The organism is Mucilaginibacter sp., assembly GCF_025362475.1.
GTDB lineage: Bacteria > Bacteroidota > Bacteroidia > Sphingobacteriales > Sphingobacteriaceae > Mucilaginibacter.
The window spans coordinates 1-23,813 of record NZ_JANYGH010000050.1 but is presented as its reverse complement, the minus strand read 5'-3'; the positions used below and the strand labels follow the sequence as shown (position 1 = coordinate 23,813).

Genomic DNA, 23,813 nt, shown 5'->3' with positions numbered 1-23,813 from the left:
AAACATACAATTATGAAGTTTAACTTAAAAAAATACCGAATTGGTTATTCATTACTGATTCTCACTATATTGGTTAGCAGTTGCAAAAACGAACTTGTTGAAAAAAACAAAGGTGGTTTTGTAAAAAGCAATTATTTTAGCAGTGCAAACCAGGCGCGTATATTTGTTAATGGTATTTATCAAAAGCTTTACCTGTTTCAAAACGGTGATGCATATGGCGAAAGCCCGTTTATCACCATCGAGCTTTTTGCAGGCCACGCTACGTCATTAGGCCAAAGCGTTAACAACAATAACGTTATCAATAACCGTACAGATGCGGTTAACCCGGGTTTTGAGGATGTATGGCAAAATAGCTATGCAGCTATATCAAATGCTAATTTAGCACTCGCCAACATCCCTCCCATATCGCCAATGCCTGATGCTGATAAAAAGGCCTTATTGGGCGAGACCTATTTTTTAAGGGCATTCTTCTACTATCACCTGGTAAGGTTATACGGTGATGTGCCATTGCTCACTACTCCGGTAACCCTCAGCAGCCCTAATCTTTATCCTGCACGTACAGCTGCATCTGCTGTATATGATCAAATCATCAGCGATCTAAAAGCCGCTGAAGTATCTGGCTTGCCAGAGTCTGATAATACAGGTAAGGTTTCTTTAGGTGCTGTACGTACCTTGTTAGCCAGCGTTTATTTAACTACTGCAGGCTTCCCGCTTAAAAAGACAGCAAATTATGCTTTAGCTGCTGCGGAAATTTTGCCAGTTATAAATGGCACCGCGTACACTTTGTTTGATAAGTACGATTACCTGCATGACAATGCACACAAAAATCAGGGCGAATTGATATTTCAATCCAACTACTTAGTGGGTGTGGCTACCAATGCAATTCCTCAATTAACCGTACCATTTAACCTATTGGTTGGCTCATATGGCGATCACCTTGGGGCAATGATTCCTACCAACGCTTTTGTAGCCAGCTACGAGGCCGGAGATTTACGCACCAAAGAAAGGCAGTTTTATTTTTCAAGCTATCCTTCATTTAAAGATGGTTCAATAATAAACTTTGGCGAACACGCCCTTTATAAGTATTTTCACGTAGAGAGTGCAACGGGTAACGGTCAGAGTGATGAAAACTGGACTTTTTTACGCCTGCCCGAAGCTATGTTGATTTACGCCGAAGCTAGCAACGAAGCAGAAGGTGCGCCTAATACCGTCGCTATTGCCCAGCTCAACAAGATAAGAGCACGTGCACAGTTGGCCCCAATTGGCGCTTTAACCCAGGATGCCTTCCGTAAAGAGGTTTGGAAAGAACGCTATCATGAGCTGGCTTATGAAAACAAAGCTTATTTTGATATTCAGCGTACACACCAGGTTTATGATGTGATCAATAATACATTTGGTGATGCTACTGCTACTAAAAATGAGCAAAATGTTACCATGAAAGCCCAGTATTACTTATGGCCTATTCCGCAGCGCGAAATAAGCACAAACAGTAAGTTAACCCAAAATACCGGTTGGTAATTAAATTTAGTGAATAAGATTGTAAAAGACTGGCATTTACGTGCCAGTCTTTTTATATTTACGGCTGGTTAAACGTTTTACCAAAAAGATCATTTTAAAAGCATGAAGAAAGCCCTGGTACTTATTGCCTCCCTTTTTGCCGCTGCAAGTTCATTTGCCCAGCAGGTAAATAAGGTTACCGATCCTGTTGAATACATTAACCCCTTGATGGGAACCGATTCGCATTACGATTTATCGAACGGAAATACTTACCCGGCGATAGCCTTACCATGGGGCATGAACTTTTGGACCCCGCAAACCGGTGTAATGGGCGATGGATGGGCTTATACTTATGATGCGCATAAAATACGCGGCTTTAAGCAAACGCACCAGCCATCACCCTGGATGAATGATTACGGGCAGTTTGCAATTATGCCGGTTACCAAACATCTAAAAGTTTCTCAAAACAGCCGTGCAAGCTGGTTTTCGCACAAAGCCGAGATAGCCAAGCCATATTACTACAGCGTATATCTTGCCGATCATGATGTAACAACCGAAATTACACCCACAGAAAGAGCAGCCCAGTTCAGGTTCACCTATCCTAAAACCGATAGCTCATTTATAGTGATCGATGCACTGAATAAAGGTTCATATGTAAAGATCATCCCCGGAGAGAAAAAGATTGTAGGTTACTCTACCAAATACGCCCGCGGGCCGTTAAAAAACTTCAAAAACTATTTTGTTATTTATGTAGATAAGGCCATAACCCTTGCACAAACCTACAGTGATACTACATTAAGCGATGGTCTTGAATTGAAAGCCGAACATGCAAGCGCATTGATAGGTTTTAAAACCGCTCATGGCGAAAAGGTGCATTTAAGAGTGGCATCATCATTTATCAGTATAGAACAAGCCGAACTAAACTTAAAAAGAGAAGTAGGTAATGATAGTTTTGATGTTACCAAACAAAAAGCAAAAGATGTTTGGAACAAAACGCTTAATCGCTTAACTGTTGAAGGTGGTACTATTGATCAAACGCGTACTTTTTACTCCTGCCTTTACCGCATGGTTTTCTTCCCTAATAAATTATATGAGATAGATGCCGATAATAAAATTGTGCATTACAGTGCATCAACAGGTAAAGTGTTTCCGGGTTACAAATTTGCGGGTACTGGCTTTTGGGACACCTTCAGGGCATTATATCCATTCCTGAACCTGGTTTATCCTTCTATCAACAAAGAGATGCAGGAAGGGTTGATCAATGATTACAAAGAAGGAGGTTGGTTGCCTGAGTGGTCGAGCCCCGGATATTCTGCTGTAATGATTGGTAATAACTCCGCCTCGGTAGTTTCTGAAGCCTATTTAAAAGGCGGTAAGGGGTACGATATTAATAAACTGTATGAGGCACTGGTTCATGGCGCCAATAACAAGGGGCCTGCAGCTACGGGCAGAGAGGGTGTTGAATATTATAACACACTGGGTTATGTACCTTATGATGTAAAGATCAATGAAAATGCAGCCCGTACTTTGGAGTATGCTTATGACGATTTTACCATTTATAAATTGGGCAAAGCCTTAGGCAAGCCGGCTTCCGAAACAGATGTTTACAAAAAACGCAGTATGAACTACCGCAATCTTTTTGACCCATCAACCGGGTTAATGCGTGGTAAAAATAAAGATGGCTCATTTGAAACACCGTTTAGTCCGTTTAAATGGGGCGATGCCTTTACGGAGGGTAATAGCTGGCACTATAGCTGGAGTGTTTTTCATGACATCCAGGGCTTGATTAACCTGATGGGGGGTAAAAAGCAATTTATAACCAAGTTGGATTCTGTATTTACCCTGCCGCCAATTTTTGACGACAGTTATTACGGAGAAACTATTCATGAGATCCGCGAAATGCAGATTGTGAACATGGGGCAGTACGCGCATGGTAACCAGCCGATTCAACACATGATTTACCTGTACAATTACGCCGGTGAACCATGGAAGACACAGTTGCACGTACGCGATGTAATGAACAAATTATATAAAGCAACCCCGGATGGTTATTGCGGCGATGAGGATAACGGGCAAACTTCTGCATGGTATGTTTTCTCGGCAATGGGATTTTACCCGGTTACTCCCGCCAGCGATCAATATGTAATAGGAGCACCATTATTTAAGAAAATTACGCTTAAGCTGGAAAATGGTAAAACTGTAACCATAAATGCGGCAAATAACAACTATGCCAACAGGTACATCAATACCATCAATTTTAATGGAAACCCTTATGATTTGACCTGGTTAAGCCATAAGGAGTTATTAAAAGGTGCTACTATTAATTTCAACATGGCGCCCCAACCTAATAAAACAAGAGGGATAAAAGAGAGTGACGTTCCATATTCGTTATCGAACGAGAAATAGAAGGCCCCCTAACCCCCTGAAGGGGGAACTATGGTGGGTTTAACTTTTAATAAATAAAATAATTAACTATTAATTCCCCCTTTAGGGGGGTAGGGGGCTAATGAACAAACTACTAAAAATAACAATCACATTGGCGGCGTTGCTTAACGTTGCCAGTGTTGTTTCTGCGCAAAAAAAGCAAATCTATACCGTGGCCGATGCCCATGCGCATAATGATTATGCCAATAAAAATCCGTTTTACGGCGCTTACGATAAAGGTTTTGGATCAATAGAAGCAGACGTGTTTGCTGTTGATGGAAAATTGATGGTGGCACACGCAGAAAAAGATATCAAACCACAGCGTACATTAAAAAATATGTATATCGATCCTTTGGTAAAAAAATTAAAGGTGGATACCGCAAGGCAGTTAAGGCTTCTGATCGACCTAAAAGTGGATTACCATATCCTGATGCCATTGATTATAAAGGAGCTGGAACCATTAATGGATTATGCTGCAGTTAATGGTTTGCCCGGCAGGTTGCATGTAGTAATAACTGGCGGGGTGCCCCCGGCTGTTGAGCTAGCTAATTACCCCACCTGGCTAACGTTTGATGTTGATCATTTAACTGGTTTTACTACGCAGCAATTACAGCGGATTAGCCTGTTGAGTTATAATTTTCGCAAATACAGCAAATGGAAGGGCACAGGCAAGATTTCTACCGTTGAAACTGCCAAATTGCTTGGCGTAATTGATAGCGTGCACAATGCCGGCAAAATGATTCGCTTTTGGGAAACGCCCGATAATAAAACCGCATGGCAGGCCTTTATAGGCTTAGGTGTTGATGTAATAGGTACCGATAAAGTGGAGAAACTGGGCAACTTTTTAAATGACAGGAATAAAAAGGAACTAAATTAGTTAATGCCATTCCTCGCGATATACAAACTTGGGCATTTGCCAATTGTATTTGATGGATAGCAAGCGCAATGCAAGGCCAATTGCACAGGCAATAACAATAGCAATGCCAGTAGGTGCGCCCAAATATTCTATACCCAAATACAAGGCCCCTGTAATAATTGATGCGCTGGCATAAATTTCCTTGCGGAACAGGAGAGGTACTTCGTTACACAATACATCGCGCAGTACACCGCCGGCACAACCTGTTATCATGCCGCTTAATAAAATGATGGTAGCAGGCAGGTTTATTTGCTGCGCTATCTGGCAACCTATAATGGTAAATACCACCAGACCCAAAGCATCAAGATATAGGAAAAGTGTTTTCATTTTGGTCATGAGCCTGGCTATTACAGCTGCAAGTATAGCAGCACCCGCGGTTATCAACAGGTATTCGGGATGCTCCACCCAACTCATGGGGTAATGGTTAAACAAAATATTACGTACAGTACCACCGCCCAATGCGGTAACCCAGGCTATAATACAAACGCCTACCCAATCCATATCCCGTCGCCCGGCAGATAGGGCTGCGGTCATGGCTTCGGCAATAATGGCTATGATGTATAAGATGTGCAGCATAGTGAAGTATTAAGGCTTGTTTAACAAATATAGTTATTAGGTTTAATCAAGATACATAGGCCAAAATCCGAATTTATTGTTCCTCTTCTCCGGGGCTTATGGATGACATCCAGTTTCTCCCATTTACAAAGCGGGAAACCACCATAGCAGCTACGGTATCACCTGTGGCGTTTAGCAATGTGGCCATAGGATCAACCAGTGTACCTATGATCATGGCAGGAGGGAGGGCCTCGGGCGGGAAGCCATAGGCCGATATGAACAGCAATTCTCCAATATAGCCGCCGTTGGGGATACCGCCTTCTACCAGGCTCACCAAAACCGTCATGGCCAGGGCAATACCGATGGTTTCGGCGCTGTTAAAGCTTTTACCAAACAAGGCAAATACTACAGCCATTTTTACAATAGAGGAGATGCTTGAACCGTCTTTATGCAGCGTTGCTCCCAGCGGGATGGTTACGTTGGCAATAATATCAGATATGCCCATCTTTTTAGCGGCATCAAGGTTGGCCGGTATGGTGGCTATACTACTGCAGGTACCAACCGCTGTTGCCGATGGAATGATGTTATTGCGCCAGTATCTTTTTACGGCGCCTACGCCACCTGCTATAAATGCGTAAAGACTAAATATCACCACAAAATAAAATGCTCCCACGCCATAATACAAAGCCATGGAACGGGCATACCCACCAAATAACTGCGGACCGAATACGCCAACCTGGTAGGCAAAATAAGCGCCCAAACCAATTGGTCCAAGTTTCATAATAAGGATGAAAATATTTTTAAATACCTCGTTGCCACTATGCAGGAAGCGCCCAAAAGCAGCCCCCTTCTCGCCCGACCGCAAGGTGGCAAAGCCTATCAATACCGAAAATATGATCATAGCCAGCATGCTTTTACGGGATAGCAGCTGGTAAAACTCGCTGGTGGTAAAAAGGTTGGTTAATTGATCGCCGATTGGCTTTTTAATAATGGCCTCGGTGATAGGGCTGGCCACCAAATGTTGATGTATCGGGAATACCCAGATGGCAATAATGGTTATAACAGCGGCTACAAGTACGGTTGATATAAACACCACCGAAGTAATGCCCAATAATTTGCCCAGTTTATTTGAGGCATCCAGGCCGGCAATAGCAGATGATATAGCAAAGAAAACCAGCGGAACAACCGCTGTAAAGAGTAGGTTGAGAAAAATATCGCCAATGGGTTTAATGGTGTTTACTTTATCACCCAAAAACAAACCGGCTATACTTCCCGCCGTAATGCCTGCTATAAGAAATATGATGCCCTTGTAACTCTTGAACCAACTATTCATGTAGCTAATATAGCCGTTTGCAAAACATTAAAGTATGGCGACTTAAATTTTAAGCAATTTGTCTCTCACATTTTCCATAAGCCACATAGGAGTTGATGTTGCACCACAAATGCCTACCTGCTCTTTTCCTTTAAACCATGAATTATCAATATCGTCAGGGCTCGAAACAAAATAAGTAGCCGGGTTAGCTTCCTTGCAAGCTGTGAACAGCATTTTTCCGTTAGATGATTTAGAGCCCGAAACAAATAGCACTACATTAAAACGCGAGGCAAAACCTCTCAATTCCTCGTCACGATTAGAAACCTGGCGGCAGATGGTATCTTTGAGATCAACTTTTATACCCCTTGATTCAAGCCTATTTTTTACATGGTATAATTCTGTAGTGCTTTTGGTAGTTTGGCTATATAAAGTTATTTCTGCGGGGAGTGTATGAGCATTAAGTTCGTCATATTTTTCAAATACAATTGCGTGGTTACCGGTTTGTCCAAGCAAACCAATAACTTCTGCATGCCGTTCTTTGCCAAAAATGTATATTTCTTTACCACTGTCATATGATTTTTTGATACGATTTTGAAGTTTGAGTACCACCGGGCAAGAGGCATCCATTAACTTTAAATTGTTATTGAGTGCGATTTGATAAGTTGAAGGAGGTTCACCATGCGCCCTAATCAATACCTCTTCGTTACGTAGTTCATTGAATCTTTCATGATCAATAATAATAAGGCCCAATTGCTGTAAACGCTTTACTTCCTCATCATTATGAACAATATCGCCAAGACAATATAAATAATCTTTCTCGGCAAGGATCTGCTCGGCCATATCAATGGCATATATCACGCCAAAGCAAAAACCTGAATTTTTATCAATACTAACCTGTAAATGCAGCATATTTGATCGATTAATCAAATATACAATATTGTATTAAATTATAAAATTTAGAATGGTATTGAACTATTAAGAATTTTCCTCCGCTAATTTTCGCAGGTCGGTTTTGGAGTGGATGTTTTTATTTTGATAAACATCGTAATGAAAGTCTTCCAGTTTTTGCAGTAAAAATTGCAATGTTAATTTTTCATGCATATTAAGGTTGCCTGTTACTATCTTACCAACATTATTCATATCGTTAAATACTATGTACAGAAGCTCCCTGCCTTTTTGAGTAATAGTGATGCGCTTGCTGCGTTTATCGTTTTCATCATCAGTTTGATCCACCAGTTCGGCGGCAATTAAGCGCCTGATTACTTCTGTTCCTGATGTTTTTTCCTGAATGTTGCGGCTGATGAGTTCGCCCTTTAAAAGGTTATCGTGCGTAAGTAATATGGCCAGGCAGGTAAAGTCTTCTGCCGTTTGCAAAGGTGTTTTATCTAAAGCTTTTTTTATGTAGAATTTTGCATACCGGCTCATGTAAACCACCAAGCGCCCTATGGCATTATCAATTTGAAAAGCCAATTGCTGCGCCTCTGGCTCCTGATCGCCAAATCGTACATCCGAAGAATCTATAGGCTTAACGCTTTCCGTTACATGGTTCAAAAAGAAGCCGGCGAAGTTCTGTAGCGAAAGATCTTTCCCAGGATTTTGGTTTTCAAATTCCTCTATTAAATTCAACATTTGATGGGCCAGCTCGTACGATTTCATATCTTCATTTTACCCGGTATTTAAAATAAGCATATTAAACCAATAATTGGGCCTATTTTAAGTAGCAGTTATTTTAACTTGTAAATATACAATTACGTTTGTTTATTAATAATGTGCAATTATTTTGCCCCTGTTAAGTTTGTTTTTTTAAATTGATAATAAAGGTCCAGATATGTATTATGAAGATTATCAACCGGTTTTAAATCTTTAAAAGTATTAGTGATCTGCATTAAATGGATAGTACTATCGGGTAGGTTTCCTTTCGGTATATCCAATAGGTTAGCAACGTCATCCCCAAGTAGATAGCGCATAAGTTGTATGGTTTCTTTATGGGATAGAGGAGTGATGTTTTTCAGTTTGGAAAAAAAATCTGTTAAAGAGGTTGTCAATGTCTTACCCTGTTCAGATGCTTTAAATTGCCGCCACCTTATAGCTTGTTCAAGATCATAGGCTTCTTTACCATTTTCAGGCAATAATTCAGTTTTAATACCCAGTTTATAACCTATAACTTGCCACAAGTGTAAAAACGCCCGCCTGTCGGTTTCACTGATATTAATACCAAATTTACGAAGTCCCCTCATCACTATTAATGAAAAGGCAAGATTTGTTCCAGCCATATCTTCCTGATTTATTGGACTGCCCCACGCACTATCCCATGTATTGTATTTTAAGGTGTAATATCTTGCGGCCGCATGCATCAACCTTACTTTTAATATAGCTGCAAACGCTCTGCCATTTTGTTCAAAGGCGCCGGGCGCCATAACGGTCCATACAAACTCAGCGGTATCATAAAGGCGTTTGCCTGTATCATTGCGTATCTTATCTGATAAATATAATACCATTGCACCATCCGCTGCAGCATAGCAATAGGGCAGCGATAGTAGCCCAAGTAAATTCATGATCAAAGTAGCATGGCGGGTAAAAAAGGCGGAACCTTTGGCCATCAATTTACTATCTGCCCAAAATGGGAGCTGGCACGTATCTTTAACAAGTTGCTCATCCGCAAAAAGTGATGGTAATGATAATTGCATGTTGCTATTTAATTCATTTAGCCAATTGTAAAGATCTTTTTTTTGCGTGGCTTCATTAAAAACGCGGGCAATGAACTCGTCGGCAGGCACATCGCCAACGTGCCGTTGCGACGATAAAAAAGCGTTATCGGCTATCAGTTTATTGATCATTTTATTTTAAATTACCCAAACCGCCATCTACACCCAATACCTGTCCGGTTACCCAGGAACTTTCGTCTGATAATAAGAACGCAATAGCAGATGCAATATCGCCCGGTAGGCCAAATTTTCCCAAAGGATGTCTTTTGGCTGCACTTTCCCGTTTCTCTGGCGTGTTTAATAAATTTTGTGCAAGGCGTGTATCAGTTAATGATGGTGCAATTACATTAACACGGATTAGCTGTGGTGCAAGTTCGGCGGCAAGTGATATGGCAAAACCTTCAACACCGCCTTTGGCTGCCGTGATACTGGTGTGATAGCTCATGCCTGTTTTTACGGCAACGGTACTTATCAAAACAATGGATGATGGTGCAGCTTTTAGAGATTTAAGCGCTTGCTGAATAACTCCTGCAGCGCCAATAACGTTAAGCCTGTAATCATTTAAAAAATCATCTGTAGTTACGCGTAAAAATGGTTTTAACGTAATGCTGCCAACACAGTAAACTAATCCATGCAATTGTTCAGGGAGTTGAGATGCCAACATGCTCATGTCGCCTAAAACATCGAGTGCTATATGATTTATTCCCTGAGGCCAATTATTTGCTGGATTTCTTGATGCATTATAAACTTTTGCGCCAGCCAAAGAAAGTAAATTAATTAACGAGAATCCTATACCTGAACTGCCGCCAACTACTAAAATATTTTTGTTTATAAAATCCATATTCCTCTATTGTATGTAAATATACTAATATTGTAATTATTAATACATTATTGTATTAGTCCTAAATTTTCTACGTTCAGCCGTTCCTGGCAGGGCAATTTATTATATTAGCGGCCTATTTAATTAAAATGCAGATTGATAAGGCCAGGGAATTTATACTGGATAAAATAAAAAGGGAACTCCCTGCCAATTTTTACTACCACAATGTTACACATGCCGAAGATGTTTACACAGCGGCAAAACAAATTGCATTGGGTGAGGGGATAAGCGAAAATGAAACTGTTTTGTTATTAACTGCCGCTTTGTTTCATGATGCCGGTTTTCTGTATGGACATGTTGATCATGAAAATAGCTCCTGTAAAATTGCGCGTGAATACTTGCCGGAATTTGATTATTCGCCTGATGAAATAGCGACTATCTGTGATATTATTATGGCGACTAAGCTGCCGCAAAGTCCACGCAATAAACTGGGTGAAATTATTTGTGATGCCGATTTGGATTATTTAGGCCGGAATGATTTTTTTATACTCAGCAAAAGGTTATTTTCGGAACTTGTAATAACACATCACCTGCAAAATGAACAGGAATGGGATAAACAACAGGTAAGCTTTCTAAGAAGCCATCATTACTTTACCAAAACGGCTGTAGATTTAAGGGCGGCTGCCAAGGAAGAGCACCTGAAAGCAATAATTGAAGCGTTAAATTTAAATAATATACATGTCTAAACCGGAGCATAGTTTACCTGAAATAATTAAGGATGTAGTTACCGTAGTTATTGGGATCTTATTTTGCGGCTTTGCCTTAAAAGGATTTTTGGTCCCCAACCAATTTTTTGATGGTGGGGTAACCGGAATTTCCCTGCTTATTCATGAGCTATATCATATTAATATAGCTTTCGTCATCATCGCAGCCAATATCCCGTTTATCATCATGGGGATGTTCCAGGTAAACCGGGCATTCGCGCTTAAAACCTTTATTTGTGTTATAGGATTGGGCATTTGCCTGCTATATGTGCCTTACCCTGTCATTACATCCGATAAGTTGCTGGTATCTATATTTGGCGGCGTATTTATGGGCTTAGGAGTAGGACTTTCCATCCGCGGTGGCTGTGCCCTTGATGGTATAGAGATACTGGCTCTTTACACCTTAAAACGTAGCAGCTTTACCATCAGCGAAATTATTTTAGGTATCAATATCATTATCTTTTTAATAGCAGCTTTTGAATTGGGCCTTCCAACCGCATTGTACTCTATATTAACTTATTACACGGCTTCGCGCACTATCAGCTTTGTTATTGATGGTTTAGAGGAATATACTGCAGTAAACATTATATCCGGCCAAAGCGAGATCATCAAAGAAAAACTGGTAATGGAACTGGGGCGCGGCATTACCATTTATAAAGGCGAACGCGGTTTTTTAAAAGGGAGCTTTGATGTACACCAGCCGGTTGATATCATCTTCACAGTAATAACCCGTTTTGAGGTACGCCGACTAAAAAATCTGGTTCACAGTATTGATCCTAAGGCTTTTGTATTTACCAATAGCATTAAAGAAGCAGCCGGCGGAGTTTTAAAGAAACGAGTAAGGGAACATTGATTTTTTGGAATCAAGTAGTTAGTATCAAGTATCAAGATTTTATGAAGAGGCCACTTCCTGTAGCTATCTTGATACTAACTACTTGCTACTAACTCACTACTTCATAAATCTCCACAGGTTTCAACTTGTTTTTCAGGTTTACTTCCCCAATCTTGTTGAAAGCGAACGATTCTTTTGCTTTTTCATACACCTCGTCGGTAACAATGATCTGGTTGGCTTTGGCTACCGATTGCAGGCGTTGGGCCAGGTTAACAGCATCGCCAATTACAGTATAATCCAATCTTTTTAAGGATGCTGAACCAATATTGCCCGATATCATTTCGCCGGAATTTATACCAATAGAAACCTCGGGCTTAAAAGTTTTATCGCCATAAATTACGGCTTCGGCTGCGTTCATTTTTTCTCTCACGGCCAAAGCGGCATCAATAGCGCGGTCAAGATGGTACTCGCCTCTGAAAACCGCCATAACAGCATCACCCATAAACTTATCAATATGGCCGGTTTGCGCTATAATTTCTTTCACCATCAAATCAAAAAGCTTATTTATCAAACCTACAACAGTGTTGGCGGGTACATGCTCTGATATGGCCGTAAAACCGCATATATCAATAAATATAACCGTGGCATCAATGGATTCGTTAGATAGCAGACTGGCTTCAAACTCCTTATGGGTCATGAAATTTAAAACATTCTCATCCACATACATGCGTAGGATGTTGTTCTCTTTTATGGCCTGTAGTGTTTTTTTGAGCTCAATTACATGTAGCAGGGTTTTTTCGATGGTGATATCCAAATCATCAAAATTTACCGGTTTACATACAAAATCAAAAGCGCCGCGGTTCATGGCGGTACGAATATTATCCATATCGCTGTAAGCAGATACCATTACAGCCTTTAGTATAGGGTTAGCCTCGGGCAGTTTTGTGAGCAAGGTTAGGCCATCCATTTCGGGCATGTTGATGTCGCTTAGCACAACATCAATATCAGGTTCCTCGGCAAGTTTAACTAATGCTTCAAAACCATTATGGGCAAATACAAAATCGTAAACCTTTTCGCGTATCTTCTTCCTGAATTTTTGTTTTATCAAAAATTCCAGATCCGATTCATCATCAACCACCAGTATCTTGGCCATTATTGTTCTATATGTTTAAGTTTTTCTTTTAAATTATTAAAATCAAGCGGCTTGGTCAAAAAATCATTCGCGCCTAATTCCATTGATCGTTTGTAATTCTCATCATCGCCATAGGCAGTTATCATCATCACCACCGGCGGTGGCTTTTCGTAGGTATGCCTTATTCTATCCAAAAGCTCTAAACCGCTCATGCCCGGCATGTTGATGTCTGATAAGATCAATACCACTTCCGAATGGTTAACAGCCAGGAATGTCATGGCTTCTTCTCCGGATTGCGCAAAGTTAAACCCAATTTCTCCACTTTTTATTTCTTTGCGGAAACGTTGTAAAAACAACGGCTGTACATCGGCCTCATCGTCAACAACAAGTATTTTCATAAGTAAATATTATTCCAAAGTTAAATTATATGTTTATTGTATAGGGTGTTAATAAGAAATGAAATTCTTGCCAATTGTATACTATTAATTGGCTTTTATATCGGGAATGGTGATCGTAAACCGGGCAAACTCCCCTTCGGCTGTTTCCACCTTCAACTCGCCACCATGCCCTTTGGTAATGATGTCATAGCTCATTGATAGGCCTAACCCTGTTCCCTGCCCTGTAGGTTTGGTGGTAAAGAAAGGCTGATATATTTTATCCAGCACTTTTTGAGGGATGCCGGTGCCATTGTCGCTTACGGTAATCTCAACGGCGCTTAAGCCTGCCGCGTTTTTAACCTTTTTGGTAACTACGCTTACTGTAGGTTCATAACCCGGTATGTTTTGCTTTTTCTTTTCGGCAACAGAATAAAAGGAGTTATTAAAAAGATTGAGCAATACCCGGCCCAGGTCTTGCGGAATAGCCTCTATTTTACCCAGGTTTTCGTCGAAACTGGTTTTCATACCGGCGTTAAACATTTTGTCCTTAGCGCGCAGACCATGGTAACTTAAGCGCAGGTATTCGTCGGCAAGGGCATTAACATCCGTGGGCTCTTTTTTACCGGTTGTAGTGCGTGAGTGTTGCAGCATCCCTTTTACAATGGCATCGGCACGCTTGCCATGCTGGTTTATTTTGGTAAGGTTTTGGGTGATATCGCTCATGATGTCGTCCGCTTCCTGCTTAACATCATCGGGCAATTTGCTTAATATTTCGTCCTTAAGTTCTTCCAGTAACTCAATACTTACTTCGCTAAAATTATTTACAAAGTTTAGTGGATTTTGAATTTCATGGGCAATACCGGCAGTTAGCTCACCCAGCGATGCCATCTTTTCCTGTTGTACCAGTTGTGCCTGGGTGCTTTTTAGTTCGGCCAGGGCGCCCTGCAATTCTTCTTTCTGATGAGTAAGCTCGGCCGTGCGTTCTTTAACCTGGCTTTCCAGGTTTACTTTCATTGCGGCCATCATGCGGTTTTGCTCTTCCTCATTTCGGCGTTTGGTGCGTTCAACTTCCAGAGCTTTATTTTGCTTACGATTAATAAACCACATAGCACAGGCCCATAAAAAAGCAAACGCAACGGCGCTTTGAAAAAAGTCTTCAGTGCTTTCAAAAACCTTAGGGAAAAGTTTTTCAAACACATCCGAAATAAAAGATGCTATAGCATAGGGTATTATAGCATTACTAAGGTTACGGCTACTTTTAAACTCATCTATTGCGTAAGGTAATGCTACCAGCCCGAATATCAGGAGGTGATCAAGCCAAAGAATTAATGTTGTTTTATGGAAAGTAAACCCAAGGCATAACAATGCAACGGCGGCATACATGGCATAAAGCATATATTGGGCTAAATCGGGCCTGGTGCCTTCGGCCTTTATCTTCTTGCGCAGCTGGGTTGCTATTAAAATTGCTATAAGTGGTTCAAATGTAATGCTCATAAAGTATTAGGTGTCACCTGTGATGTTTTGTATATATGTAAAGCAAACAATTTAAAACTAATATTTTATTTGCACTAAACAGAATTTAATAAACATATAGATTATTTATACAGCCATCTGTTACATTTTAAAATGCTTTATTACTGTAAGATTTGTAAAAGACATATAAACTTTGTAATTATGTATGTACAATTATAAACCATGGAAAATTCAAGAAGAGATTTTATAAAAAAATCAGCCATAGCAACAGCTTTGGTAGCTGCCGGGCCGGTAAATAACAGTTTTGCAATCCTGCATAAGGATTTGCAACCCGATGTGCAAACCATAGGTCATGGTGGTTTTACTTACAAAGTTGATAAGGGATGGGCTAAAATCAGCGTAAATAGTAACCCCCTGGCCAACTGCCATGAGATGGTACAGGACAGTAAGGGCCGCCTGATTATGCTGGGCGATCATACACAAAACAACATCCTGGTGTTTGATAAATCGGGCAAGCTGCTGGATTACTGGGGTACGGCCTTACCGGGCGGGCATGGTTTAACCATCAGCAAGGAAGGTGGCGAAGATTTCCTGCTGCTGACCGATTGCGGCTGGGCGCAGGACAAAACCGGTAATTCCTACGGGCAATCTGGCCAGGTATTGAAAACTACGATTGATGGCAGGCTGATCTTTGCCATTGGGCACCCGCGTACCATCGGTGTTTATAAGGATAATGAGCCTTTTAAACCCACCGAAACGGCTGTTGCACCCAATGGTGATATTTATGTAGCCGATGGATACGGATCTGATTATATCATTCATTATGATAGCAAGGGGCAGTATATCCGTCATTTTGGTGGGCATAATAATACCAATAAAGATCATAACCTGGTTAACGCGCATGGCATCACGGTAGATAACCGGGATAAGAATAACCCCACACTGATCTGTACCTCCCGCGAGGAAAACTGCTTTAAAGTGTTCACCATGGATGGTAAGTTCATCAAACGCATTGATATGCCGGGAATGTATGTTTGCCGGGCGGTAATGAATGAGCAAAATATTTATGCCGGTGTTTGCTGGTCAAAAAATGCGGCCGGGCAGCGTTTTGATTATTCGGGCTTTGTAACCGTGCTTGATAAGGATAACAAAGTAGTTTCCAATCCCGGCGGATCAGCTCCTGTATATAAAAATAGCGTTTTACAGCCCACCTTGCAGGCTACAAACCCGGTATTTCAGCATGGTCATGATGTTTGTGTTGATGAGGATAAAAACGTTTATGTATGTCAATGGAATGCCTACCATACCGCGCCGGTAAAATTAACACGTGTATAATTTGATTGGAGGCCTTTGTCAATATCATTGAATAATATGCCAAAATGAATAGATGTCGGTTGATAAATTTTTATAAACTTAGCTGTTTATCAAATTGATTTAAATCGATAAAACGTTTTACTAATTATGTATATTAATACAATTAAACAAAGGCTACTTTCATTTTTATTGTGCGCTTTAATTTTAAGTGCCTCCAACCTAAATGCACAGAGCGTTTCAAAAACGCCGCTCCCCTTATCAGAATTGCAGCAAAAATTTGTAGACCTGCGCTTTGGAATGTTTATCCATTTTAACATTCCAACCTACCAGGACGCTGATTGGCCTGACCCGGAAACACCTGCATCTTTATTTAACCCAACAAAACTGGATTGTGTACAATGGGCAAAAGCTGCAAAGTCAGCAAATATGACTTATGGTTGCCTTACCACTAAGCACCATAGCGGTTTTTGTATCTGGGATACCAAAACTACCGATTATAACGTGATGCATAGTCCGCTGAAAAGGGATGTGGTAAAGGAATACACCAAAGCATTCCGGGATCAGGGTTTAAAGGTGATGTTGTATTATTCAATTTTGGATACGCACCACCGTTTACGCCCAAACATGATCCAGCCAAAGCATATTGACATGGTTAAAAAGCAAATTACAGAGTTGCTTACCAACTATGGTCAGATAGAGGCACTTATAATTGATGGATGGGATGCCCCATGGTCAAGAATTTCTTATGATGATGTGCCGTTTGAGGAAATTTATAAGCTGGTAAAATCAATACAGCCAAACTGCTTATTGATGGATCTTAATGGCGCCAAATACCCGGCAGAAGGTTTATACTATACAGATATTAAAACCTATGAAATGGGTGCTGGTCAGCGGGTATCAAAAGAAACCAACAAAATGCCGGCATTGGCTTGTTTGCCAATTCAAGCCAATTGGTTCTGGAAAACTGATTTCCCTACAACCCCAATACGTGATGTAACCAAGCTGGTAAATGATGTATTGATCCCCCTTAATAATGCCAGCTGTAACTTTATACTTAATGTGGCGCCAAACAGTGATGGCTTATTTGATGATAATGCGCTTGCAGGTTTAAAGCAAATAGGCCAGTTATGGAAAAATGAAGGTCCGGTGGCTAAATTGGGCGAAACAGGTCCTCCTATTATATCGCATAACCTGGCTAAACGTGTACCGGCTAATTCAAGCTGGAGCGATGACTCAAATATTATGGATTTTGCCAACGACGATGATTTTGAATCATCATGGCAATCAAACCCAAGGGTAAAAAGCCCATGGTATGAGGTTACCTTAAAACCAGGGCAGCCATTTAATACCGTGGTGATTTTTGAACGTAAAGCCAACATTAAAAAATACAAACTGGAGTACCTTGATGGCACTACCTGGAAAACAATTTTTGAGGGCGAAAACCTTAGCCGTGTTAAAGTTAACCGCTTTAACCAGGTAAAGGGAGATAAAGTGCGCATGTCTATCCAAACATATAATGATGCGCCAAGCATTACAGAATTTGGTGTTTATAACGAAACGAAATAGATGTGCAGATGTGCAAATTACAGATGTGCAGATGTCATGAGTAGTCAAATACTCACCACCTAAAAAACAATAGCCTCATTTTAAAAAAATGAGGCTATTGTTTTTTAACCTTTATAATAATTTGCACATCTGATGGGTGAAATTTGCACGTTTGGCTCCCGAAATCTGCATATTTGCACATCTGACATCTGAAATCCGCACATATGCATTTCATCTACCCGGCCTTTTTATTTGCATTAGTTACGTTGGCCATTCCTGTCATTATTCATTTATTCAACTTTCGTAAGTTTCAAAAGGTTAATTTCAGCAATGTTCAGTTTTTAAAAGAGATCCAGGAGCAGCAATCATCCCGCAGAAATTTAAAGGAGCGGCTCATCCTTGCTTCCAGGTTACTGGCATTGGCCTTTTTGGTTTTCGCGTTCGCCCGGCCTTTTATTCCCGCCCAAAACTCGGTAAACGCAGGCAGGCAAAACGCTGTGAGTGTTTTTGTAGATAACTCATACTCCATGCAAACCCTCAACCGGGAGGGCTCCTTACTTGATGATGCCAAGCAAAAGGCCAGGGAAATAGCATCTGCCTATAATATAAATGATCGTTTCCAATTGCTTACGCAGGATTTTGAAGGGCGGCACCAACGCTTGCTAAGTCGTGATGAATTTAATGATGCCGTCGACCAGGTAAAGATCAGCCCTCAAAGCCGGACGCTTCAACAGATCATCAGCAGGCAACAGAGTTTATTAAAAATGCAGCCCGGCGCAACAAGATCGGCCTATATCATCTCCGATCTGCAAAAAAACATGGCAGATAAGCCATTAAAAACCGATAGTGGTATTGCCTTTAGTTTAATTCAACTTAAAGCCGGTAACCTTCCTAATGTAGCTGTTGATTCTGTTTGGTTGTTAAGCGCCATACATCGGCCCGGCGAAAGCGAGAAATTGGTTATTCAGTTGCATAACTATGCCGATGAAAAGGCGCAGAAAATCCCGCTTAAAGTACTGATCAACGGCGCACAAAAAGCTTTAGGCAGTTATACCATTGCGGCACGATCAAAACAAAACGATACATTATCCTTTATGGGCTTGCAGGCTGGCTGGCAACAGGGCGAAGTGCAACTGCAGGATAACCCAATCACATTTGATAACAAATTTTACTTTAGTTTTAACGTTGCACAGCAGATGCCCGTTTTGCTGATAGATGGAGGAACTCCAGATCCATTTCTTAAGGCTGTTTTTGCGGCCGATCCGTTTTTTAAAGCTCAGCGCACACCCGACGGTAATGTTGATTACGCAGCATTAAACAGCTACCCATTAATTGTTTTAAGCGATATTAAAGCCATATCTTCCGGATTGGCGCAACAATTAAAAAACTATGTATCCAAAGGTGGTATTTTGATTGTTTTTCCGTCGGCCGATGCCCAATTGACAAACTATCGCTCGTTTCTGCAGGCGATGAATGCTGCATATCCCGTGAAACTTATTACCGAACCGGGAAAAGTATCCGGCCTTAACCGCCAAAGTCGGGTATTTAAAAATGTGTTCGAGAACTTTCCCGCAAATCCGGATTTGCCCACGGTTAAGAAATATTTTCAGTTAAGTACTGCACAAGGCAATCCAGATAACCTGATGACTTTAGCCGGTGGTGATCCTTTTTTAGCCGGCTATAACAGCGGCCGGGGCAAAGTTTACTTATCTGCCGTGCCGCTTAATGAAGATTTTAGCAACCTGCCACGCCACGCGCTTTTTGTGCCTGTATTGTTCAGGATCGCTTTATTAAGCGGGGATGATCTGCCGCTGTTTTACACGTTGGGGAAGGACGAAACTTTAGAGATAGCGCCTGTACAGATCACCGGGAAACAATTACTCAAACTAAGCAAAGGCGATCAAAGCAGCATTCCCGATGTGCGGCAGCAGGAGGGGAGTACGCTGATCTATGTATCAGACCAGTTGCACCAACCCGGAATTTACACTTTAAAAAAGCAGGATAGCACAGTAGCTACGCTGGCTTTTAATGATAACAGGAGCGAATCTGACATGAGTTACCTCAGCCCATCTGTATTAAAAGAAATCGTGCCAAAGGCAACCACCTTAATTACAGGTGGTAATGCTTCTTTAAAAGGTATTGTTGCCGAAACAAATTTAGGTACACAATTATGGAAACTTTGTATAATTTTGGCATTGATTTTTCTGGCTGCCGAAATTTTGCTCATCAGGTATTTTAAACCCGATATGCAGGCTGTAAAGCAACCGGTTTAATCAACAAAAATCCTTAAAGCAGTGCTAATGAATTTGCTTATCAAATCTGCCACTATCCTTGATCCCGGATCACCCTTTCATCAACAAGTTGCCGATATTTTAATTGAAAACGGCGTTATTACCCGCATTGGCGACGACATAGAAGCCGATGCCGAGCTGGTTGAGGCCGAAGGTAAATATGTATCGCCCGGTTTTTTTGACCTTAATTGCAATATTGGCGAATTAGGGCTGGAAACCAAGGAGGATATGCGTACAGGTACCCAGGCTGCCGCAGCCGGTGGCTTTACCGGTGTGGCAATGATGCCGAATACAGTACCTCCCGTACATTCCAAAGCCGAAATTGAATACTTGCTTAACCGCGCAAAGGGTAACCTGGTAGATGTGTATCCTTTGGGTACCATATCGCACAAACGTGAGGGTAAAGATCTTGCCGAAATGTATGATATGTACTTAAGCGGCGCCAAGGCATTTACTGATGGTAACCGGCCTGTACAGGATGCCGGCCTTATGGAACGTGCCCTGTTGTATGCCCAAGGGTTTGACGCCTTGGTTTTCTCGTACCCTGAGGATACCGCAATTGCGGGAAAAGCAAAGGTAAACGAGGGCGAGATCAGCACGTTGCTGGGTATGAAAGGCATTCCTTCGCTGGCCGAAGAACTGATGATTGCCCGGGATCTTTACCTGGCCGAATACACCGTATCAAAAATACATTTCAGCACTATATCAACCGTTCGCTCTGTCGAGCTTATCCGGGAGGCAAAACGTAAAGGATTGGAAGTTACCTGCGATGTTGCCGCCCACCACCTGGTACTTACTGACGAGGCCCTGCTGGGTTTCGATAGTCAATATAAGGTTAAGCCCCCACTGCGTACCAAAGATGATGTAAAGGCGCTTATAAAAGGCTTAAAAGATGGCACAATTGATGCCATTGTATCGCAGCACACCCCGCACGAAATTGAGTTTAAAGATGTGGAGTTTGAAGTGGCCGAGTATGGTATCACCGGCTTCCAGACAACGTTAGCGCTGGCCCTGCAATCGGGATTACCGGTTGAGCTGTTGGTGGAGAAGCTATCCATCAATCCACGGGAAATTTTAGGCGTAGAGGTAGCCGTTATCGCCGAAGGAGAAAAAGCCAACATCGTGCTTTTTGATGTGGATGCCACATGGGAATATAATAGCAAAAGCAACCTTTCAAAATCAAAAAACTCTCCCTTTATGGGGCAGAACTTAAAGGGGAAAGTGCTGTTAACTTATAATAATCAACAATTACTTAAATAGAAAAAAATGATTGATCCAAAAATAGAAACAGCCTTCCAGGCAGCCTTAGAGGCTTTTTCTAAATATAATAGCTTTGATGCTGTAGGACTAACCGGTGATTTTGGTGATGTTTTCTCATCAGACGAAGATTTTTTAACCAAGGTAGATGCTTTGGATGCGGTATTTGATAATAACCCCCAGGTTGAGGTACTTAGAGAAGTGTTTTTTGATTTATTGATGATCAACTTCTTTAGTGCCGATGTAAAGAAACTGGAAGAAGATTACCTGGATACCCCGGAGTGGGAAGATATTGAAGAGCAAACGCTTGACCGTGGTACCGAGCTGCTGAACCTGTTATTGTACCTGAATGAGTGCGAAGACGAAGATATTGAGCCCGAGTTGGAAGATTACCTTAAAGAGTTTTTATTGGTTGATGAAGACGAGTTTCAGGATGAATACCGCATTTACGAGCCTGTTATCTCTAACCAGATCCTGATGGAAAGCCCGGTTGAAGAAATTGCTAATGTAGCAAACAGCTTACCCGAGGATTCTGAACTTGCGGAACTGTTTTACCCGATGATGTGCTTTTTCCAGAACGTTGATCCATCACCCGAAGCAAAAGCTATCATAGCCGAAAACGCTTTGGAAAAGGATTTTGATATGGCTGTGTTAGAGATATTGGTTAATTTTCAATAAGCTTTACACCCATTAATTAACGTAACATGAATGAAGAGATTGGTAGAAAGATAAAAAGACAAGGGCTTATTAATGGTTTGGTATTAGGTGGCATACTATCTGTAACAAGCATCCTTTATTTTTACTTTATAATTTTGATCGCAAAATCGGCAGTTTCCATAACCATTGGTTCGGTATTGTTTTCATACGTACTGCCCATTGGGATATCAATTTTATTTTGTAATTATCTTAAGAAGCGCGTTGGTGGTTTTTGGAATTTAAGGCAAGCTACTACAGGTATCTTTATTATGTTTTTTGCATCGTACCTCATGGTGTATATCGTAAAAGACCAGTTGTTTGCAAAAGTTATTGAGCCCAATATGGTTCATAAAACAGAAACGGCAATGCTTAATGCACTTAATAAATTAAAGGAAAGCAGCCCGCAAAATGCAAAAGAAGCAGATTTAAAAATAGCCGAGATGCGTAAGGCATTTGAAGGTGAAAGAAACATCACCATTGGTCAGCAAATTCAGACGTTTGCTGTTAGCATCATATTTTTATTTGTGTTATCAATCATCTTCGCCGCTTTTTATAAGAACGAGGGACAGGCGCAAAGTCCGCTGGTTGATGGTCCATCGGTATAACATAAGCTTTTACAGCTCGATCTTACAGGCCTTTTCTGAAAAGAAAAGGCCTGTTTTTTTTATAAAGATGGCTTAAGTGTGTATTGTTCACAGGCTTACATAAATAAACATCTGGTGATATAGCTGATTTATGAAATATTAGTTAATTTAGTTCAATAAACAACCTAAAATCATGACAGCAAAAAAAGCAAGTCCATCACAACCCGCAATCAAGTGGGCATTAATCAGCCTGGTTACGTCAATAATCATAACTTATGCATTTCAGTTTCTTAATGTAGATCCTAATTCATCTGTTAAATACCTTAATTTTCTGCCTTTTATAGCCTTTCTGTTTTTAACACAAAAGGAGTATAGGGACAAACTGGATGGTTATTTAACCTTTGGAGAAGGCTTTTTATCGGGTTTTTTATATTCCGTTTTTACCGGCGTATTAACCGCAATATTTACCTATGTGTACTACGCCATATTGAGCCCGGAAATGGTTGAAAAAATGATCTCCTCTACACAGGCTCAACTGGAAGCAAAAAACATGTCGCAGGAACAGATAGATTCTGCCATGAACATCACGCGTAAATATTTCGCGGTGTTTGGCGCTGTAGGCGCTGTTTTCATTTCGGCAATTATAGGCGCTGTTATAGCGCTTATAGGTGCAGCCATATTTAAAAAAGAGCGTTCACCATTTGATGTAGCCGGTTATGATGATTCAACACCAATTGATCCAGCTGTTTAAAGCAAATTAACCTTATAATATTACAGGCCCTTTCTGATAAGATTGGGCCTTTTTGTTAACGGCTTTTTTTATTCCCTCCCAACGGCAGGGGGGCAGCTGCAATGCGCGCAATGGCATGGAGAGGTTTCGCTGGCATGCTATCTACAGCTGTATTTGAACGCCTGATTTAATTCCTTTTCCCGCTGTTTGTGTCCTCACAAACAGCCTGCACGATTAATTTGGTAGCAGCAGTTTGTGGGGACACAAACTGTGGGGATAAGGAATATTTGTTAACGGTTTTTTTATTCCCTCCCAACGGGAGGGGTGCGGCTGCAAATGCGCGCAATGGCAGGGAGGGGTTTCGCCGACATGCCATCTACAGCGGTATTGAACGCCTGATTTAACCCTTTTCCTGCTGTTTGTGTCCTCACAAACTGCTTCGCACGATTAATTTGGTAGCAGCAATTTGTGGGGACACAAACTGCTGGGATAAGGAATATTTGTTAACGGTTTTTTTATTCCCTCCCAACGGGAGGGGTGCGGCTGCAAATGCGCGCAATGGCAGGGAGGGGTTTCGCCGACATGCCAT

The 23,813-nt window shown here is 41.2% G+C and carries 21 protein-coding genes; 12 read left to right on the top strand and 9 right to left on the bottom strand.

Features of this window, described 5'->3' with window-relative positions; all coding sequences use genetic code 11:
- Positions 1–12: 12 nt before the first annotated feature.
- The 3 genes from Q0R88_RS16390 to Q0R88_RS16380 all read left to right on the top strand — a co-directional run bounded on the left by Q0R88_RS16390 (position 13) and on the right by Q0R88_RS16380 (position 4,798).
- A complete protein-coding gene (locus Q0R88_RS16390; protein WP_295718050.1) occupies positions 13–1,518 on the top strand; it encodes a RagB/SusD family nutrient uptake outer membrane protein in 1,506 nt (501 codons plus the stop codon).
- 102 nt (positions 1,519–1,620) lie between these two features.
- Positions 1,621–3,903 (top strand): GH92 family glycosyl hydrolase, encoded by a 2,283-nt coding sequence (locus Q0R88_RS16385; protein WP_295718049.1) that lies wholly within the window; start codon positions 1,621–1,623, stop codon positions 3,901–3,903.
- 100 nt (positions 3,904–4,003) lie between these two features.
- A complete protein-coding gene (locus Q0R88_RS16380) occupies positions 4,004–4,798 on the top strand; it encodes a hypothetical protein (RefSeq protein WP_295718047.1) in 795 nt (264 codons plus the stop codon).
- Here Q0R88_RS16380 and Q0R88_RS16375 read toward each other — a convergent pair whose 3' ends face one another.
- The 6 genes from Q0R88_RS16375 to Q0R88_RS16350 form a co-directional block, all read right to left on the bottom strand.
- Complete coding sequence (locus Q0R88_RS16375; protein ID WP_295718045.1) at positions 4,799–5,413, bottom strand: trimeric intracellular cation channel family protein; 615 nt, start codon at positions 5,411–5,413, stop codon at positions 4,799–4,801.
- A 73-nt stretch (positions 5,414–5,486) separates the two neighbouring features.
- Positions 5,487–6,725 (bottom strand): dicarboxylate/amino acid:cation symporter, encoded by a 1,239-nt coding sequence (locus Q0R88_RS16370; RefSeq protein ID WP_295718043.1) that lies wholly within the window; start codon positions 6,723–6,725, stop codon positions 5,487–5,489.
- 42 nt (positions 6,726–6,767) lie between these two features.
- Positions 6,768–7,613 (bottom strand): 4-hydroxy-3-methylbut-2-enyl diphosphate reductase, encoded by an 846-nt coding sequence (locus tag Q0R88_RS16365; protein ID WP_295718042.1) that lies wholly within the window; start codon positions 7,611–7,613, stop codon positions 6,768–6,770.
- A gap of 66 nt (positions 7,614–7,679) precedes the next feature.
- Entirely contained in the window at positions 7,680–8,360 is a 681-nt protein-coding gene (locus Q0R88_RS16360; protein ID WP_295718040.1) for a winged helix DNA-binding protein, read from the bottom strand.
- 119 nt (positions 8,361–8,479) lie between these two features.
- Positions 8,480–9,541, bottom strand: a complete 1,062-nt coding sequence (locus Q0R88_RS16355) for an oxygenase MpaB family protein (protein ID WP_295718038.1) — start codon at positions 9,539–9,541, stop codon at positions 8,480–8,482.
- A 1-nt stretch (position 9,542) separates the two neighbouring features.
- On the bottom strand, positions 9,543–10,250 hold the full coding sequence (locus Q0R88_RS16350) for an SDR family oxidoreductase (protein WP_295718037.1): 708 nt from the start codon (positions 10,248–10,250) through the stop codon (positions 9,543–9,545).
- A 128-nt stretch (positions 10,251–10,378) separates the two neighbouring features.
- Between Q0R88_RS16350 and Q0R88_RS16345 the strand changes: the two genes are divergently transcribed.
- Positions 10,379–10,975: an HD domain-containing protein gene (locus Q0R88_RS16345; RefSeq protein ID WP_295718036.1), complete on the top strand. Its 597-nt coding sequence runs from the start codon at positions 10,379–10,381 to the stop codon at positions 10,973–10,975.
- Positions 10,968–11,846, top strand: a complete 879-nt coding sequence (locus tag Q0R88_RS16340) for a YitT family protein (protein ID WP_295718033.1) — start codon at positions 10,968–10,970, stop codon at positions 11,844–11,846. Before Q0R88_RS16345 ends, Q0R88_RS16340 begins: the two co-directional genes overlap by 8 nt.
- An 88-nt stretch (positions 11,847–11,934) precedes the next feature.
- Here the strand turns inward: Q0R88_RS16340 and Q0R88_RS16335 are convergent, their stop codons facing one another.
- The 3 genes from Q0R88_RS16335 to Q0R88_RS16325 form a co-directional block, all read right to left on the bottom strand.
- The gene (locus Q0R88_RS16335; protein ID WP_295718031.1) at positions 11,935–12,978 is read right to left on the bottom strand and encodes an adenylate/guanylate cyclase domain-containing response regulator; all 1,044 of its coding nucleotides are present in this window, start codon (positions 12,976–12,978) and stop codon (positions 11,935–11,937) included.
- Positions 12,978–13,355 (bottom strand): response regulator, encoded by a 378-nt coding sequence (locus tag Q0R88_RS16330; RefSeq protein ID WP_295718029.1) that lies wholly within the window; start codon positions 13,353–13,355, stop codon positions 12,978–12,980. Before Q0R88_RS16330 ends, Q0R88_RS16335 begins: the two co-directional genes overlap by 1 nt.
- 84 nt (positions 13,356–13,439) lie before the next feature.
- Positions 13,440–14,828, bottom strand: a complete 1,389-nt coding sequence (locus Q0R88_RS16325) for an ATP-binding protein (RefSeq protein ID WP_295718028.1) — start codon at positions 14,826–14,828, stop codon at positions 13,440–13,442.
- A gap of 201 nt (positions 14,829–15,029) precedes the next feature.
- Between Q0R88_RS16325 and Q0R88_RS16320 the strand changes: the two genes are divergently transcribed.
- From Q0R88_RS16320 to Q0R88_RS16290, 7 genes are all read left to right on the top strand, one after another.
- Positions 15,030–16,142, top strand: a complete 1,113-nt coding sequence (locus tag Q0R88_RS16320; protein WP_295718025.1) for a twin-arginine translocation signal domain-containing protein — start codon at positions 15,030–15,032, stop codon at positions 16,140–16,142.
- 126 nt (positions 16,143–16,268) lie between these two features.
- Positions 16,269–17,687, top strand: coding sequence for an alpha-L-fucosidase (locus Q0R88_RS16315; protein WP_295718023.1), 1,419 nt, complete (start codon positions 16,269–16,271; stop codon positions 17,685–17,687).
- A 203-nt stretch (positions 17,688–17,890) separates the two neighbouring features.
- Positions 17,891–19,939, top strand: coding sequence for a BatA domain-containing protein (locus tag Q0R88_RS16310; RefSeq protein WP_295718019.1), 2,049 nt, complete (start codon positions 17,891–17,893; stop codon positions 19,937–19,939).
- Positions 19,940–19,966: 27 nt separating this feature from the next.
- Entirely contained in the window at positions 19,967–21,217 is a 1,251-nt protein-coding gene (locus Q0R88_RS16305) for a dihydroorotase (protein ID WP_295718018.1), read from the top strand.
- 6 nt (positions 21,218–21,223) lie between these two features.
- The gene (locus tag Q0R88_RS16300; protein ID WP_295718016.1) at positions 21,224–21,892 is read left to right on the top strand and encodes a hypothetical protein; all 669 of its coding nucleotides are present in this window, start codon (positions 21,224–21,226) and stop codon (positions 21,890–21,892) included.
- Positions 21,893–21,918: 26 nt separating this feature from the next.
- Complete coding sequence (locus Q0R88_RS16295; protein ID WP_295718015.1) at positions 21,919–22,515, top strand: DUF4199 domain-containing protein; 597 nt, start codon at positions 21,919–21,921, stop codon at positions 22,513–22,515.
- Positions 22,516–22,687: 172 nt separating this feature from the next.
- The gene (locus Q0R88_RS16290) at positions 22,688–23,245 is read left to right on the top strand and encodes a DUF4199 domain-containing protein (RefSeq protein ID WP_295718014.1); all 558 of its coding nucleotides are present in this window, start codon (positions 22,688–22,690) and stop codon (positions 23,243–23,245) included.
- The last annotated feature ends 568 nt before the right edge of the window (positions 23,246–23,813 follow it).